Here is a 17,491-nt window from a genome sequence, read left to right as displayed (position 1 = left end):
CTCAAACCCCCGGATCGGCTGCTCTTCCAGATACGCCAACTTCCCGCCATAATAAACCGTCGCCTTCGCCCCTATCGCCTGCGTATTCTTCCCCTCCCCCACCAGCGTCAGCTTCAAAAACTCCGCATCCGCCGTATCACTATTGTTCCGATAGACCGAAGCCACCCCATTCACATGATTCACCACCAGGTCCAGATCCCCATCATTATCCAGATCCACATACGCCGCCCCATTCGAGAATCCCGGCTGATCAAGCCCCCACGAAGCAGCCGCATTCGTAAACGTCAGATCCCCATTATTGCGAAAAGCATACGAAGCCAACGGAACCGACGGCATCAGCCCGATCAGCGATGTGATCACCGGCTTCCCCTCCCGGATCATCTTCCTTACCTCCGTAGGATTCGCCAGAAACTGCACATAATCCTGATCCGTCACATCCTTATAAATGCCGTTAGCGACAAAAATGTCTTTGTTCCCGTCATTGTCCAAGTCGGCGATCAACGCCCCCCAACTCCAGTCCGTCGCCTCCACCCCCGCATATCGCCCGATCTCACTAAAGCTAGGCACTCCAACCCCTGCGTGTCCCGGGCCGGAAACGCCGTTATTCAACTGCAGCGTATTGCGCACAAACTGCTTATAATACCCCGCCCGCCAATTCGCCTGATACGTGTCCCAGGTCTCAAACGACGTCTTCGTCTTCACCCGCCCCTCCAACTCCGGCAACATATCCGTCACATAGATCTCCGGCCACCCGTCATTGTTGATATCCGCAATATCCGCCCCCATCGAATTCATACTCAACTCCCGGATCGATCCCTCCAACGACTCGCGAAACGTCCCATCCCGATTATTGATATACAGATAATCCTTCTCAAAAAAATCATTCGACACATAAATGTCCGGCCATCCATCCTTGTTCACATCCCCGATCGTCACCCCAAGCCCAAAACCCACCTGGCTGCTGTAAATACCCGAAGCCGCCGTCACATCCGTAAAATGTCCGCCGTCATTTCGATATAATTTATTTCCCCCCGACGAATCGACGATATTCCGCTGCCCCGCGACAAGATCATAATTCCCCACCGGCCGAAACGAATTGTTCAGCAGGTAGCAATCCAGATCCCCATCCCGGTCATAATCAAAGAACACCGCATGCGTCGAAAGCCCCGTATTGTCCAGCCCGTATTCCGCCGCCCGGTCCGTAAAACTGCCGTCGTGATTGTTTATAAATAGCTGATTGGCCCGATGACGCGCCTTCAGATCCCCCGACTTACAAACATAAATATCGACCCACCCATCCCCATTCACATCCGCCATGCAGACACCCGTCGACCAGACCCCGTCCGAACCGACCCCGGCCTTCGTCGTCACATCCTCGAAATGCATCCCGCCCTTGTTCAGATAAAGTTTATTCGACCCCTGATTACTGCAAAAGAAAAGGTCCGGCAGGCCGTCATTGTTGATATCCCCGACGCCAACCCCACCGCCGTTGAAGAAACTGCGGAAGGTGTACATATTGAACTCCTCCGTATAATGTAAATTGTTACTGAAGGTAATCCCCGTGGCGGCCGCGGGAAGCGAACTAAACAGAACGCGTCCGCCATTACCCACCGTCACCGTTCCTCCGCAGGATGCGCAAGCCAAAGAAACGATCAGCAGCCAGTTCTTGCAAGCAGTCAACATAAGTTCACGCAGTCAACATAAATTATTTAGTCAGCAGGTCGACACCGGTCACCTTCGCCGGAAACCAGATATTCATCTCCCCCTTCCCACGATTGGCCCAGGAATAATAGGGTATAAAATGGATCGCCTCTTTCCTGGTGGACACGCTCAACCCGTCCTCCCCAACGACGACCCGTTCTCCATTCGCCTTTAATTCCACCACCCCATCAAGTTTCTCCGCCACAAACGAAGCCGTCACATCGCCGCCCGGCAGAATAAGGTTACTCGTCCGGCCCGCATTGTCGACCCATTCAGCACAGTAAACGATCGGCCCACGCTGCAACGCCACCTTCCCGGCATCTTCCTTCACACTGTCGCTGGCCACCACCCGGCGCACGTCCATCGGCAACCCAAGCTCCACCACATCCCCCTTCTTCCACTTGCGCTCGACGACAGCGTACCCATTCCGAAGCGAAGCCTCCACCACCTGGCCATTCACCTTGATCACCACCGGCTGGTTCACGCCACCGGCAAAGCGATAAAGCCCATCTGCAACCGCCTCGCCACGCGCCCAACCCGGTATTCTTAACAACAACCCAAAATCCGTCGGCCGGCCCACATTCACGGTTACGCGAATATTCCCGTCCCACGGATAATTACTCTCCTGCAAGAGCTGCAGTTTCTCCTTTCCGCCAAGCCCGATCTCCGCCTTCCCGCTGATATACAGGTTCACATACACATCCCGCCCCTTCACCGCATACATATACCCCGGCACACTCGGCAACAGCCTCACCATATTCGTCGGACAACAGCTGCAGGTAAACCAGCCGGCCCTCGCCGGCTCCTGCGCCGGAAAAACCTTCCCTTCGGTAATCTGCATCGCATTCGTATAAAAAAAGCTCTTCCCGTCAAGCCCCACCCCGCTGATCAGCCCATTATACAAGGCCCGCTCCAGCACATCCATATACTTCGCATCCCCATGCAACAGGAACATCCGGTAGTTCCAATAGACACTCCCAATCGCCGCACAGGTCTCCGCATACGTCGTGAGATTCGGCAGCTCATAGTCATCGCCAAACCGTTCCCCATCCGGGATCGCCCCGATCCCGCCATGCAGGTATAGTTTCTTACCCACCATATTGTCCCAAAGCCTGTCCACCGCCTGGATATAAACGCTGTCACCCGTCAACGCCGCGACATCCGTCATCCCCGAATAGAGATACATCGCGCGCACGGCGTGACCCTCAGCTTCCTCCTGCTCCGTCACCGGCTTGTCAGCCTGCCAGTAACTCCCATTCTTCCATTCATCCTTGCTCGTCTTATCATATTCCCGCTCCCCACGCTGCTCCAGGAAGAACTTGGCGAGATCGAGATATTCCTTCTTGCCCGTAACCCGATACAACTTCACAAGCCCCATCTCCACAATTTCGTGACCGGGTGCCACATGCCGCTTGTCCGGCCCAAACACACTTACCAGCAGATCGGCATTCTTCAACGCAATGTTCAGCAGGTTACGCTCACCCGTTGCATTGTAATGCGCAACGGCCGCCTCGAACAGGTGCCCCGAGTTATACAGTTCATGACTAAGCTCGTGTTCCTTTACCCACCGCTCCGGCCCCGACCATTCATGCGGATGCGCGGGATCGATCGTCCTGGCCGTATAAAGATACCCATCCGGCTCCTGCGCCTTCCCCACGATCGTGATCAGCGAATCCAGATAATGCGCAAGCACCGGGTCGGGATGCACCGCCAGCGAATAGGATGCTCCCTCGATCGTCTTGTAGATATCCGTATCGTCAAAGGGAAAGACCGTACAGAATTTCCCCTGCTTCAACGCCGCCATCTCGAAATTGTGGACCCGGCCTGTCGTCTGACACCGGTCGAAAGAAGCCGGGATCGTCACAGTTCGGTTGGTCTCGATCCGCGGCCGCCAGAATTGATCGGTCACCGCAACCTGCGTAAAAAGTACGGGTTTGATCGGGTAATCATGCTGCGCGAGCACAAGCGAAGGCATCGCCATCGCAATCGCAAAACCAAGAAAGGCAAAACCAGGTAAGAGTGTCTTCATATCCTCAATTTAAACAAAAACAGGCGAAAGAGTTCGCCCGTTTTTATAATTGCTAAACCTAGGGCTTTATGGCCGGGCCATCAGTACCCTGGGTTCTGCTTAAGAGCTTTATTCGCATTCAGCTGCACATCCGGCAGCGGCAAAATATTCAGGTGATTGATCCCATGGGGACCAAGCGCATCATTGGCATCCGCATCATGGAAATGGAACGCCCCGTTATAAGTCCCAAACCGGATCATATCCTGCCGGCGCCAGCCCTCGAAGAACATCTCCCGGCCCCGCTCAGCCAAAAAGGTCGCAGCGGTCATCGAAGTATACGGATCAACCCCGCCATGCACGGTGCGTATCTGATTGACGATCGTCAACGCCAGCGCATTATTCCAGTCATTGTTCTTCCGCGCATTAGCCTCAGCCAGCGTCAGCAGGATATCGGCATACCGGAAGAGCACAAAGTCATTGTCCATATTCCCCGTCATCCCCTGATAGAAACCCCACTTGCCGATCCGCGCACCCGACTGCCGCCAGGCCGTCGGCTGCAACTCATTCACAAACGGCGTAAACGTGATACCGGCGCCATCCGGATCACCGGCATAACCCGGTCCATCCTTCTCATAACCGCCATCCTGTAACTGCTTGCCGTCTGCGCCGTATTGCGGCCCGACCAGGAAGTTCGTCAACCGCTTGTCAAGCGTCCCCGTCACACTGTCCCCCTTCGGATCAAGCCCGACAACCATTCCCTGCGGACCGGGATTCTGCGCCGGATCGATATACGAAGCATAGAATTCCTGGACACTCGCAAACCCGTTCCAGGGCTGCGCATTCATATTGTACGTATTCTGGTTGAGCCCGTTCAGGGTCATCATCTGGATATTGTTCCCCTGCTCGTGCACATGATCGTAAGGAATGGTAAAGATGGTCTCGGGAACACCCTTGTTCTGCTGGGCAAAATTGTCCGCATAGTTGGGCGTCAGCGAATAAAGACCCGAGTTGATCACCGAGTCACAGGCAGCGATACATTTATCCCATTGCGGCGTACCCGTATACACCTGCGCGTTCAGATACAACTTGGCCAGCGCCGACCAGCACGTATAGGCATTCACCCGGCCATAAGTCGATTCATTGGAAGGACCCGTATGCGGCAGCACCGAAGCCACGGCCAGCAACTCGCTTTCCACCAGCGCATACACCTGGTCGCGCGAACTGTTCGTGGGCGGCGCAGTGGCGCTGAAGTCGATACTGATCGGCACATTACCATACCAGTCCAGCAGCCACAGATAGTAAATGGCCCTCAGCCCGCGAAGTTCCGCCACATACTGCGGGATCTTCGGATTGGTATATTTCGAAAGGGTCGCGATCAGCCGGTTACAGGTGTTGATCCCGCCATAACAAAACGTCCAGCCATTCGCCGGATCGGGGTCCGTCGAATTATACTTGTGCTGCTTCAGCCGCACCCACCGGCCGCCATCCCCCCAGTCCGGACCGCGCGTCGGCACGACGATCTCATCGGTCGTGACCTCATTGATCGTGAGATAGTGGTTATTACTGGCGATACCGGAGAGATTGGCATAAGCCGCACCCACCGCCGACGACAGCTCGGCATCCGTCTGATAGAAGCCTTCGCTGTTCACCGTGTCGTACAAATATTTGGTTTCATCCAGCTTGGTACAGGCACCCGCCATCACCAGCAGGATCAGAAAAGAAAGTCGGATGATCGATCGCATTTTCATATTATGCATGTATTAAGTTGGAATAATTAAAATCCAAGGTTGACGCCCAGCGTAAAAGATCTCGTCATCACCCAGTTCTCCCGCCGGTCGATACCGGGAGCCAGGATATTCACCGGGTTAATGCTCTGATCCGCATACCGGACCTCGGGATCCGCACCCGTATAACCGGTGATCACGAAGAGGTTATAACCCGTTACATAGACCCGCAGACTGCGGAAGCCTCCCGTCGGTCCATCCTTCTTCAACAGCCAGTTATAGGCAAGCGTGGCATTGTCCAGTTTTACAAAGGTCCCCTTCTCGACAAAAAGACTGCTGAACAGCTGCGCGTCATTCACCTTCGGATTGTAGTATTTTGTCTTCACCACATTATACACCGAAGCAACCGTCGGATTCTCATAGAATGCGCGGTACGTGTTGATCAGATCATGCCCGAACGCCCCGCGGAAAAAGATATTCAGATCAAGCCGGTCATACCGGAAGGTATTGGTCCAGCCCATCTCGAACTTGGGAAGACCGTTCCCGATGATCCGCTTGTAGCTGTTGTCATCCGCCACGGCATTCCCCTTTCCGTCATCAAAAAGATACTTCCCGTTCTGGTCGACACCCTTGTAAACCGCCTGATAGAAAAGCCCGATCGGCTGACCCTGCATCGCCCGCGTGATCTGCGTGGCCTCCTGACCGGGACTGCCCAGATTCGAAGCACCTACATAACTGCCGGCCAGCGTCGGATCTAGTTTCGTCAACACCACATGCGCCCGCGAGAAGTTAAGCCCCGTGGTCCACGAGAATCTCCGGCTCTTCAACATATCATAGTTGATCAGGAATTCAATGCCGTTGCTCTGCAGCGTACCGATATTCTCCCAGGTAGTCGATACCAGGTTCGGCGGCACGGGCACCGTAGCATTAAAGATGAGGTTCGACGTCGTCCGGCGGAAATAATCCACCGTACCGCTCAGCCGGTTATTGAACATGGAAAAGTCAAGCCCGATATCCGTTTCCGCCTTCGTCTCCCATTTCAGGTTCGGGTTCGGGTTCTGATTCGGCGCATACGTAAAACCGTATTGATTGTTCCCAGAATAATACGACCCCGATACGGTCAGCGTCGGCAGCGAGAGATAAGCATAAGGCGGCAGCGATCCCGTTTGACCATAGCTGGCCCGAAGTTTCAGACTGTTCACCGAAGGGATCTCCCAGATATGACTGAAATCCACCCCGCCACTCACCGCAGGGAAGTTACCCCATTTGTTCTTCGGCCCGAATTCAGTCGACCCCTCCCGGCGAAGACTCGCCGCCAGGAAAGCCATGTTCTTATAGTTGGCCGTAACACGTCCGAAGAAGGCAACCAGCTTGCTCGCATTCTTGAAGCTGGTGATCGTCGCCAGCCCATAAGGAATATCAAGCGCAGCCGCGATATTTCCACTTGCCGCATCGGTAACAAAATTACCCGCCATGATGCTGCTCCCGTTGTTCACAAAGTTTTGATAAGAATATCCGCCCACGGCCCCGAGATCGAAGTCGTTGAACGAATGCTGATACGAAAGCGTATTCTCATACAGCTGATTAAAGGACTGGCCCGTCCCCAGGAACTTCAAACCATGCCGTCCATACCCGTTGTCGCTGTTGGCGTCAAACCCGCGATTGGCATAGGCGTTTATCGGCGAATACTTACTGGAGTCGAGGTTGATGGTCTGCTGCGCATACCGTACCAGGAACTTCAACCCCTTGATGATCTCATATTCCGCCGACCCGGCCACATTCTGCCGCTTCGTCTCCTGGTGGTTGGTGTTCTGCGTCAGCAGCGCCACCGGGTTGGAATAGTCCGTAGCAGAGAACTCGAACCAGCCCCCGCCCGCGATATCATTGATGCTGCCCACCGGCACATGGATGGGTGCCGTAGGGTTGTAGATCGTCGCATATTCAAAGGCATTGGAATACCCGAGATCGGCATTCCGGTGGGTCATGCTCATCTGCACGTTGAAGACAAGCCGGTCATTCATCGCCTTATGCGTAAGATTGACGCGGCCATTCACCTGGTTATACCCGGTCGTTATCGCAATACCCTGCCCATTCCGATAGTTGAGCGATACATTATAAGAGGTATGCTGATTGCCGCCCGCAAGCGAAAGGTTGTGATCCTGCGTGATCCCCGTCCGGGTGATCGCCTTGTCCCAATCCGTATTGGCGCCATAATCCGTACCCGCCCCCGTCGTCTGCAACAACTTCCGGAACTCCGCCGAAGACATATGCTTCGTAAACCGGGCCCCGTTCTCAGCCGTGACAAACCCGTTATAAGATACCTGCGGACCACCCCGCGTTCCCGTCTTGGTCGTAATGATGATAACCCCAGCCGAACCACGCGTACCATAGATCGCCGCCGAAGAACCATCCTTCAGCACGTCCATGCTCGCGATATCGTTCGGATCCACCGAGTTGATATCCGCCCCGATCTGCCCGTCGATCACGATCAGCGGCGAAGTGTTCGCCCCCAGCGTGGAAAGCCCACGCAGCCGGATCGTAAACGCGGCATTCGGATCACCCCCGGGCTTCGAGATCGAAAGCCCCGCAACCTTGCCCTGCAACAGCTGCGACACATCGGAGATATTCCCCTTGTTAAACTGCTCGGCATCGACCCGCGTGATCGCACTGGTGATCTCCCGCTTCTTCTGCGTGCCATAACCAACCACAACCACTTCATTTAAATTCGCATTCAAAGGAACCAGCCGGATATCAAAGGCAGTCTGATCGCCTACCGTCGACTCCTGTATCTGGTATCCTACATAAGAGAACACCAACGCCGAAGAGGCCGCGGGTACCGTGATCGAAAAACCACCATCGGCGCCCGTGATGACGGAGTTTTTAGTCCCCTTTATCGTCACCGTTACGCCGGAGAGGGGAGCCGTGTTGTTGTCGGTAACCTTCCCCGACACCTTGATACCCCCCTGGGCCGACACGCCGGTTACATAAAACAAGGCCAACGCAAACAAGCATACCGGCATTGATTTAAGCATTCGTGAGAACAGGTGCATAAGCTTTAGTTTGGTTTATTACTTGGAAATTTAAAATACAATCGGTTGCATTCCCGGATAAAAAAATACCCTCCCCTCGGGAGGAAAAAATCTGAAATCAGGAGCTTAAATAAGTGGAAGGAAATAGGCAAATCTGCCGTAACGCTTTGAGGGAGTGTTTTAAATGGTTCATAAAGCAATCGTTATGGTTTAACAATAAAATGCAAGCATGCTCATGGTCCCCATCCCGCGTGGAAATCGTGTTAAAACGACATTTATTCGCCGGGGCATGACAAGTGGTTATCTGTACGTTAAAAATAAAGAAACTTTTAGCGAAAAAACAATCGGTTGCAATAATTTATTTTTGCACACCTTCTCGCCAAACGCCTTATCTTTTGGTAATTAAAAGGTTATCTCCTTGTCGCAGGAAAAAGAAATAACGATCTACGATATTGCCCGACTTCTCGGCATTTCAGCCTCCACAGTAAGCCGGGGCCTGCAGAACCACCCTGCCGTTAACATAAAGACCCGCCAGCTCATCGCCGACACCGCCAGAAAGCTGGGCTACCGCTCCAACAACTTCGCCACCAGCCTCCGCAAACAAAAAACCGGGACCATCGGCGCCATCATCCACGAACTCCACAGCGAATTCGTCATCTCCGCACTCGCCGGCATCGAAAAGATCACCAACGCCGCCGGCTACGATCTCATCATCGGCCACTCCTCCGAAACCATGGCAAAAGAGATCGCAAACGCCCACAATCTCTTCAACAAACGCGTCGACGGCCTCATCGCCTCCCTCGCCTATGATACCACCGACCTCCAACACTTCGAACCCTTCTTCCGCAAAAAGATCCCCGTAGTCTTCTTCGATCGCGTAGAAGAATCCGACAACGGCATCCAGATCGTCATCGACAATTTCAAAGCCGCCTACGACGCCACCGTCCACCTCATCCAGCAAAAATGCACCCGCATCGCCCACTCCACCGCCAATCTCCAACGGAACGTTTATTCCGAACGCCTTAAAGGCTATCGCCAGGCCCTTCAAAACTACGGCCTCCCCTACACCCCCGAATGGACCTTCGTCAACGACCAAAGCCGCGAAGCCATCCGCGATATGGTCCACCGCATCGTCGCCATGGACCCCCGCCCCGACGCCATCTTCCTCACAAACGATTTCTGCGCGGCCGTCTCCATCCAGGTATTCCGCGAGCTCGGCCTCCGCATCCCCCAGGATATCGCCGTCGTCGGCTTCAACAACGACACCATCAGCCAACTGATGGAACCCCAGATCACTACCATCAATTATCCCGGCAACGAGATCGGCGAGATCGCCGCCAAATGCCTCATCGACCAACTCAACAACCCCGCCGAAGCCAACCTCCACCGCCGCATCGTCATCGACTCAGGACTCATCATCCGCAGTTCCACGCTGCGTACCGGCCGGCCCGGAGGGCCGGCGGCCGAAGGTCCATCATTGGCCCATTTTAGTTAACTTCACGATAAACCAAAATTTTCCTCATGGGCGTCATCATGCAAACCTTCTACTGGGATTGCCCCAGGCTGGAAGCCCGGGAATACCAATGGTGGGCCTTCCTCAAACCCCGCCTCGCCCAACTCAGCGCCACCGGCTTCACCGCCATCTGGCTCCCGCCCTTTCAAAAAGCCGCCAACATCGGCGGCCCCTCCATGGGCTATGACCCCTACGACTATTGGGACCTCGGCGAATTCGACCAGAAAGGCTCCATCCCAACCTGGTTCGGCACAAAGGATCAACTCATCGCCCTCCTCACCGAAGCCAACGCCCAAAATATCGACGTCTACGCCGACCTCGTCATCAACCATAACTCCGGCGCCGACGCACAGGAACTCAATCCCATCACCAATACCCAGGGCTGGACAAAGTTCACGCCCGCAAGCGGCCGCTTCCCCCGCACCTGGGAAAGCTTCCATCCCTCCCTCTACGAAACCACCGACGGCCTCAGCTTCGGCGACATGCCCGATCTCTGCCATCGCAACCCCGACGTCTATACGGCCCTGTTGGAGTACGCCCGGGATCTCATCGAGCAACACGGAATAAAAGGGTTCCGCTACGACATGGTAAAAGGCTACGGCGGCTGGATGGTCCGCGCCATCCAGGAACTAAGAGGACTCCAAAACGATCTCGTCTACCGCCCCTTTGGAGTCGGCGAATGCTGGGACACGGATCGGACGATCCTCGACTGGCTCACCGAAACAAACGCCTGGTCCGACAACCCCTGCGCAGCCTTCGATTTCCCCCTGCGCGAATTCCTCCGCGGCCTCTGCGATGACTTCGGCTTCAGCCTCAAAACTCTCGCGCCCACTCCAAATACGTCCGGCCCCGCCGGCACCATCCTCGCATATAATGCCGCCCTCTCGGTCACCTTCGTCGAAAACCACGACATCATCCGCGACAACCCCATCGGGAACGATAAATTACTGGCCTACGCCTATATCCTCACCCATGAAGGCTACCCCTGCGTCTTCTGGCAGGACTACTACAATGGCAACCTCGCCCAACCCGGCGAGCCCACCGGCATCGACGCCCTGGTCAAAGCCCATGAATCAAACGCCGGCGGCCCAACCGAAGTGCTCCACGTCGACGACGATCTTTATATCATGCAACGAACGGGCACCCCAACCGGCACCGCAACCGGCACCCCAACCCAACACGGCCTGCTCTTCGTCCTCAACAACACCGCGGCCTGGAACGGCGCATCCGTAAAAACCCACTGGCCCGACAGTTTCTTCCAGCCCGTTGCCTGGTACGGCCACGACAACACCGATATTCCCGAACCAAAATCCACCGGCGACGACGGCGTCAGCGACTTCTGGGCCCCGCCCCGGGGATACACCATCTACCTGCCCCGCTAACCGCAAACCTCAACAACCGCAACAACCCTCCATTATAAAACACCCCCCATCTATGCTAAAAAATTATTTCCGCGTCGCCCTCCGAAACTTCTGGCGCAACAAAATCTTCTCATTCATCAACATCATCGGCCTCTCCATCGGGATCAGCGCCTCCCTCGTCATCTTCCTCCTCGTCCAGTACGACTTCAGCTTCGACAAATTCGAAAAGGAGGGCTCCCGCATCTATCGCGTCGTCGCCGACTTCAAAAGCCTCAAATCATCCGGTCATAACAACTGCCTGGCCGAACCCATGGGCGACGCCGCCAAAAAAGAAGCCACCGGGATAGAAATGGTGGTCCCCATGCGCACCCTCAATAACACAAGGATCACCATCCCCTTCCCCGACGCCAATCATCCCCTCGTCCTCCACAAACAAAACGACCTCGCGACCGTCGACGCCAACTATTTTAATATGATCGGCTACACGTGGCTCGCCGGCTCACCGGTAACCGCCGTCCGGGAACCCTACCAGGTCGTCCTCACAGAGAAGAACGCCCGCCTCTACTACGGCAGTCTCCGCATGTCGGAGATCGTCGGTAAACCGATCATCATCGACGATACCATCCAGGCGACCATCTCCGGCATCGTAAAAGACCTCCCGGGCAACACCGATTTCTATTTCGGCGCCTTCGTCTCGCGCGCCACCTACTATACGGCGCGCCTGAAGCCGGATAATTTCGGCAAATGGGGCTGGGTCAATTCCGCCGACCAGCTCTTCATCCGCCTCCTGCCCGCCACAAAACCCGAAACCGTCAACGCCCAACTGACAAAGATCCAATTGGCCCACGATAAACCCGAGCCGGGCTCCGAATACCAAACCATCATCCGCCTGCAGCCCCTGAACGATATCCACTTCAATCTCGATTACGGGGTCTTCGACGAAAGCCGCCAGGCCCACAAGCCTACGCTCTACGGCCTGCTCGCCGTCGCCGCCTTCCTCCTGCTGCTGGCTTGTATCAACTTCATCAATCTCACCACCGCCCAGGCCTCCCAACGCGCAAAAGAGATCGGCATCCGCAAGACCATGGGCGGCCACCAGCGCCAGCTGATTGTCCAGTTCCTCGCCGAAACCTTCGTACTCACCCTCACCGCCGCCCTCCTCTCCATCGCGCTGACCCCTTTCCTGCTAAAGATCTTCGCCGACTTCATCCCCGCGGATTTTCATTTCAACCTGTTCCGCCAGCCCGGCATCATCGCCTTTCTGATCATCCTGATCTTCGCCGTTACCCTCCTGTCCGGGATCTACCCCGCACTGGTACTCTCCGGCTTTAAGCCCGTCCTGGTACTCAAGAACCAGGCCTTCGCCAACACCGGCAAGACACGTTCCGCCTGGCTCCGCAAATCTCTTACGGTCTTCCAGTTCGTCATCGCCCAGGTGTTCATCATCGGCACGCTTCTCGTCGCCAAACAGATCAGCTTTGCCCTCAATAAAGACCTCGGATTTAAAAAAGATGCCATCGTCTATTTCCGGACCGACTACCACAAGGAAGCCCGGAAAAAGAAACCTCTGCTCCTCGATAAGCTGAACGCGATCCCCGGAGTCGCCATGGTCAGCATCTCCAGCAACCCGCCCTCGAGCAACGGCATGTGGACAAGCACCATGACGTTCAACGACGGCAAAAAGGACATCAAGGAAAATGTACAGGTAAAACTCGCGGATAGCAATTATTTCCGCATGTATGGCTTCCGCCTGCTCGCTGGTACCAGCGCCCCTCAAAGCGATACCACCAACGCCGTGGTCATAAACGAATCCTATCTCCATATCCTGGGCTACCAGGATCCCAATAAGATCGTCGGCAAACAGATAAAAGACTGGAACGGCAGCCCGCTCATCCTCGGGGTCGCAGCCGATTTCTACCCCCGCTCCCTCCGCGAACCCATAAAGCCCCTCGTCATCGCCAACGGAACCTCCAGCGCCGATGTCTTCAACATCGCCCTCCAACCCCGCAACGCCGACGGCAGCAACTGGACCGCGACGCTCGCCGCCATCGAAAAAGCCTTCCGCTCCGTCTATCCGAACGACGACTATGAATACCAGTTCGTCGACGAGACCATCGCCAAATTCTACACCGCCGAAAAGAATATCTCCCGCCTCCTCCTCTGGGCCACCGGTCTCACCATTTTCATCAGCTGCCTCGGCCTCCTCGGCCTGGTCATCTATATCACCAACCAGCGCACAAAAGAGATCGGCATCCGCAAGGTCATCGGCGCCACCATCACCCAACTCATCCTGCTGCTCTCCCGCGATTTCCTCAAACTCATCGGCCTCGCGATCCTCATCGCCGTTCCGATCGCCTGGTGGGGAAGCAGCAAATGGCTCGAGAACTTCGCCTATAAAACGCAACTCAGCTGGTGGGTCTTCGTAGCCGGCGGCGGCGCCCTGCTACTCATCGCCCTGCTCATTCTCTGCATCCGCACCCTCCGCGCAGCCCTGGCCAACCCCGTCAACGCCCTGCGGTCTGAGTAAAGCAACCGGCGCCGCTAACGCCCGGCCAGTCTCGCGCCTGCCGTAACCTCGTTCGCCTTCAACACTCTTATAAAATTCCCGCCGAGGATCTTCTCCACCTCGGCAGGTTTATATCCCCGCTTCAACAATTCCCGCGTGATAAGCGGATACGTCGACACATCATTCAACTGCTGCGGCGGCGACTCGATCCCATCAAAATCCGACCCCAACCCCACATGATCCACCCCGATCATCTTCCGGATATAATCGATATGATCGATCAGCAACGACAACGGCGCCCGCAACGAATCGGCCTCCACCGGATACGTCTTCGACAAATATTCATTCACCGCATACCCCGGCGCATGCACCGCATTCATACTGTCCACCTCTGCCTGATGTCGCGCCAGAAACCGCTTCACCCTCGGCGCATAATTGCTGTCCAAAAAACCCGAATAGAAGTTCACCTGGATCACCCCACCATTCTGCCCGATCGCGCGTATCTGGTCGTCCTTCAGGTTCCTGAACACCGGACACAACGCATACACCGAACTGTGACTGCAGATCACCGGCTTGTTCACGGTATGTATCGCATCCCAGAACGTCTTCTCCCCCACATGGGAAAGGTCCACCAGCATCCCCAGCTCATTCATATGCCGCACGATCGCCTTACCCCGATCCGTCAGTCCATACGGAGTCACCGTCCACGTCTTCGCCGTCTCCTCCATCGCCGAGGTAGCCCAGGAGTTGCTGTTATTCCAGGTAAGCGTCATATACCGCACCCCCCGCGTATAGAACGAATCCAGATAATCCATCCGGTCCTCGATCATATGACCACCCTCCACTCCCATCATCGCCGCCAGCTTATGCTGCTGAACCGCCCTCATCAACCCCGCCACATCTTTGACGATCGTCATCTTACCCGGGTTACGCCCCGCTATCGCATAAAGGGAATCGATCTCCCGCATCGCCTGGTGAAAGGCACTCCCCGTCCCAAACCGGTCATCGCAAAAGATCGAGAACACCTGCACATCCACCCCACCCTTCTTAAATCGCGCCAGATCGGAATGCGTCTTCCCCGTCAGATCCTTCTCCCAATCGAGACCCGCCCCGATCGTCGCCGATGACAACACATCATTATGCGTATCCACCACAATGGCCTTCGCATGCACAACCCGATAATCCTGTGCGCCGGCCCACAGCCCGCCAAAAACCGCCATCAATAGAAATATCTTCTTCATAAAAAACTTATTTTCTTTTCAATTCCAGATCCTGAAAATCATAACTAAAATCGGTCAGCGGCGAAACCGGCTTCATCCGGATCCCACTCCCCTTCCCCTGCTCGTCCAGGTCAAAAATAACATACGCATCCGCATTCATACTCCTGTCCCGCCATCTCGCAATAAACGTATTCCCCTTATATGGCAACAACTCCCCCGTCAGCTTCGGACTCCGCTTCGAATCGAACCACGGTCTCCCGTTCTTCACCGAAATGACAACATCCCCAAACCACGCATCCCGGTAGGTCCCCGCATAAGCCGAGAGTTCCACCGGCTTCCCGCCCGTCAACGGCATCCCCTTCCAAATCGAATCGACAACCCGCTTCTCCTCCGCCAGCTGCCGTTGCCGCACCCGCCCATACTCACTCACTCGGTCCGTCCCCGTCATCCCAAGATAACCATCCTTGATCTGGTTGGTGATCGCCGTAAATGCCAGTCCCTCCTCCTGGTTCGTCAACACGATGATCCCCAATTGCAATTCCGGGATCATGGTGATCTGCGTCACCATCCCCTCCAACCCACCGGTATGGCTCAGCTGCTTATATCCCTTCACATCACTGATCCCAAACCCAAATCCATAAGCCGCAAAATGTGTATTGTAAGGTCCTGGCCCGCCAAGCGGCAGGATCGTCTGCGGCGTCCAGCGCTCCCGCAACACCGCCGCCGAGAAAAGCGCCCTCCCCTCGGGTCCGTACTTCCCGCCGGCCAAATGAAGCTGTACCCACTTCGCCAGGTCCGCAATACTCGAATAGATCCCGCCCGCGGCATGATCCACCTTACTCCGGCTTCGGGCGATCACCCGCACAACCCCATCCACCCGCGCATGCGCATCGATCCAATCCGTGGTGTCCTTCAACCGGTCCCAACTGGCAGCACTATGCGCCATCCCGAGCGGCCCCAGGATCCTCCGCTCGATAAAGTCCTCCCAGGACATGCCGCTCACCCGCGCGACGATCTCGCCGGCCACGATATAAAGATTGTTGTCATAAGCGTAGGTCGAACGGAATGACGTCACCGGTTTCAAAAATTGCAGGTTGTGCAGAATATCCGGTATCGTGAAATCACTCGAGTCGGGAAAGAACATCAGATCGCCCGCACCCAGCCCCAGCCCGCTGCGGTGACAAAGCAGGTCACGGATCGTAAACTCCTCCGTCACATAAGGATCATGCAGTTTGAACTCCGGGATATACTGCCGCACCCTGTCATCCCAACGGATCTTCCCCTCATCGACCAGCATCCCGAGCGCAGCCGTGGTAAACGCCTTGCTGTTCGACGCGATCCCAAAAAGCGTATTCTCATCCACCGGCTTCCGCGTGGCCAGCGACCGGACCCCATATCCCTTCGAATGCACGATCTTCCCGTCCTTGATCACGCAAACGGCAATGCCCGGCACATCGAACTGACGCAGGGTCTTCTCCACCAAACTATCGATTGCAACGGAAGACAAAGGCTGCGCGTCAACCCGCATAGCCATCGCCGCGAAAAGCAGCAAAAAAGAAAAGTTTCTCATGAAGTCGGCTTTCGCTAAATATAGCAAAAAAAGCCCAACCAGATCTACAACAGGCCCCTTAACCGCACATGCTGCAAAAGCATGATCGTCTTACCATCCCGGATATCCCCGCCCTCCATCATCTCCCAGGCCCGCGCAAACGGCAGTTCCAGCACTTCGATCTCCTCCTCCTCATGCTCCAGTCCGCCGCCCGCCTCCACCTTCATCATCGGGGTATATTCCGCAATAAAAAAATAAAGCATCTCCGTCACCGAACCCGGCGACATATACGCCTCGAACACCTTCTCCACCTCTCCCAACTTATATCCCGTTTCCTCCTGCGTCTCCCGCCGGATAGCCGCTTCGGGATTATCCTTGTCAAGCAGACCCGCACAGGCCTCTATCAGCATCCCCGTCTCATTCCCGTTCACAAAGGTCGGCAGCCGGAACTGTCTCGTAAGGATGACCGTCGCCCGCTCCCGGTTGTACAAAAGTATCGCCGCCCCATTCCCCCGGTCATAGGCCTCCCGCTGCCGTTCTATCCATTGACCGCTCTCCTGGAACCGGTACGTAAATTTCCGCAACACATACCAATGATCCGAAAGCACCTCCGTATTCGTTATCTGTACGTTTTTCATCCGTCGAAGGTATTGTTTATTTTGGCTCCGGCGCCATAACGCCGGGCACCTTCCGTTGCGACCTTTAGTTTCGTATCACAAAGTATTTACAAAGAAATAAGGAGGTGAACTACGAGTGCGACTGGAATTAACGGTTCCGAGTTGCGTATTAGACCTCTCTTCCTTTTCTGGTTGCCTCGCGCAAATTAGAATATTAGCCGTAATGGGCTATTAAAGGTCTTAGCAGCAGGGCAACTCTTTTT

Annotated in this window: 10 protein-coding genes; 3 read left to right on the top strand and 7 right to left on the bottom strand. The window is 55.4% G+C overall.

Annotation, left to right across the window (positions count from 1 at the left end; all coding sequences use genetic code 11):
• The 4 genes from VGM48_RS25240 to VGM48_RS25225 all read right to left on the bottom strand — a co-directional run.
• The coding region (locus tag VGM48_RS25240; protein ID WP_331583835.1) for a VCBS repeat-containing protein at window positions 1–1,683 on the bottom strand (1,683 nt) is incomplete at its 3' end.
• A gap of 22 nt (window positions 1,684–1,705) precedes the next feature.
• Complete coding sequence (locus tag VGM48_RS25235) at window positions 1,706–3,730, bottom strand: glycoside hydrolase family 127 protein (protein ID WP_331583833.1); 2,025 nt, start codon at window positions 3,728–3,730, stop codon at window positions 1,706–1,708.
• 80 nt (window positions 3,731–3,810) lie between these two features.
• Entirely contained in the window at window positions 3,811–5,457 is a 1,647-nt protein-coding gene (locus VGM48_RS25230; protein WP_331583831.1) for a RagB/SusD family nutrient uptake outer membrane protein, read from the bottom strand.
• A gap of 26 nt (window positions 5,458–5,483) precedes the next feature.
• On the bottom strand, window positions 5,484–8,453 hold the full coding sequence (locus VGM48_RS25225; protein ID WP_331583829.1) for a SusC/RagA family TonB-linked outer membrane protein: 2,970 nt from the start codon (window positions 8,451–8,453) through the stop codon (window positions 5,484–5,486).
• A gap of 427 nt (window positions 8,454–8,880) precedes the next feature.
• Here VGM48_RS25225 and VGM48_RS25220 point away from each other — a divergent pair, with 427 nt between their 5' ends.
• Genes VGM48_RS25220 through VGM48_RS25210 form a run of 3 tightly spaced genes read left to right on the top strand, consistent with a single transcriptional unit; the run spans window position 8,881 to window position 13,863 of the window.
• Window positions 8,881–9,957 carry a LacI family DNA-binding transcriptional regulator gene (locus VGM48_RS25220; RefSeq protein ID WP_331583827.1) on the top strand — a complete coding sequence of 359 codons (1,077 nt, stop codon included), beginning with the start codon at window positions 8,881–8,883 and terminating at the stop codon, window positions 9,955–9,957.
• 26 nt (window positions 9,958–9,983) lie between these two features.
• Window positions 9,984–11,357, top strand: a complete 1,374-nt coding sequence (locus tag VGM48_RS25215) for an alpha-amylase family glycosyl hydrolase (protein ID WP_331583825.1) — start codon at window positions 9,984–9,986, stop codon at window positions 11,355–11,357.
• A gap of 52 nt (window positions 11,358–11,409) precedes the next feature.
• Window positions 11,410–13,863: an FtsX-like permease family protein gene (locus VGM48_RS25210; protein WP_331583823.1), complete on the top strand. Its 2,454-nt coding sequence runs from the start codon at window positions 11,410–11,412 to the stop codon at window positions 13,861–13,863.
• Between the two features lie 14 nt (window positions 13,864–13,877).
• On the opposite strand, the gene VGM48_RS25205 is transcribed toward VGM48_RS25210, so the two are convergent.
• The 3 genes from VGM48_RS25205 to nudK are packed head-to-tail and all read right to left on the bottom strand — an operon-like array spanning window position 13,878 to window position 17,249.
• Entirely contained in the window at window positions 13,878–15,083 is a 1,206-nt protein-coding gene (locus VGM48_RS25205) for a dipeptidase (protein ID WP_331583821.1), read from the bottom strand.
• A 7-nt stretch (window positions 15,084–15,090) separates the two neighbouring features.
• Window positions 15,091–16,632 (bottom strand): serine hydrolase, encoded by a 1,542-nt coding sequence (locus VGM48_RS25200; RefSeq protein WP_331583819.1) that lies wholly within the window; start codon window positions 16,630–16,632, stop codon window positions 15,091–15,093.
• 44 nt (window positions 16,633–16,676) lie between these two features.
• A complete protein-coding gene (gene nudK, locus VGM48_RS25195; RefSeq protein ID WP_331583817.1) occupies window positions 16,677–17,249 on the bottom strand; it encodes a GDP-mannose pyrophosphatase NudK in 573 nt (190 codons plus the stop codon).
• Window positions 17,250–17,491: the final 242 nt, after the last annotated feature.

The organism is Puia sp. (assembly GCF_036500295.1).
In the GTDB taxonomy this organism is placed as follows: Bacteria; Bacteroidota; Bacteroidia; order Chitinophagales; family Chitinophagaceae; genus Puia.
Note: the sequence above shows the minus strand (reverse complement) of the source record. Positions and strands in the feature narration are given on the sequence as shown.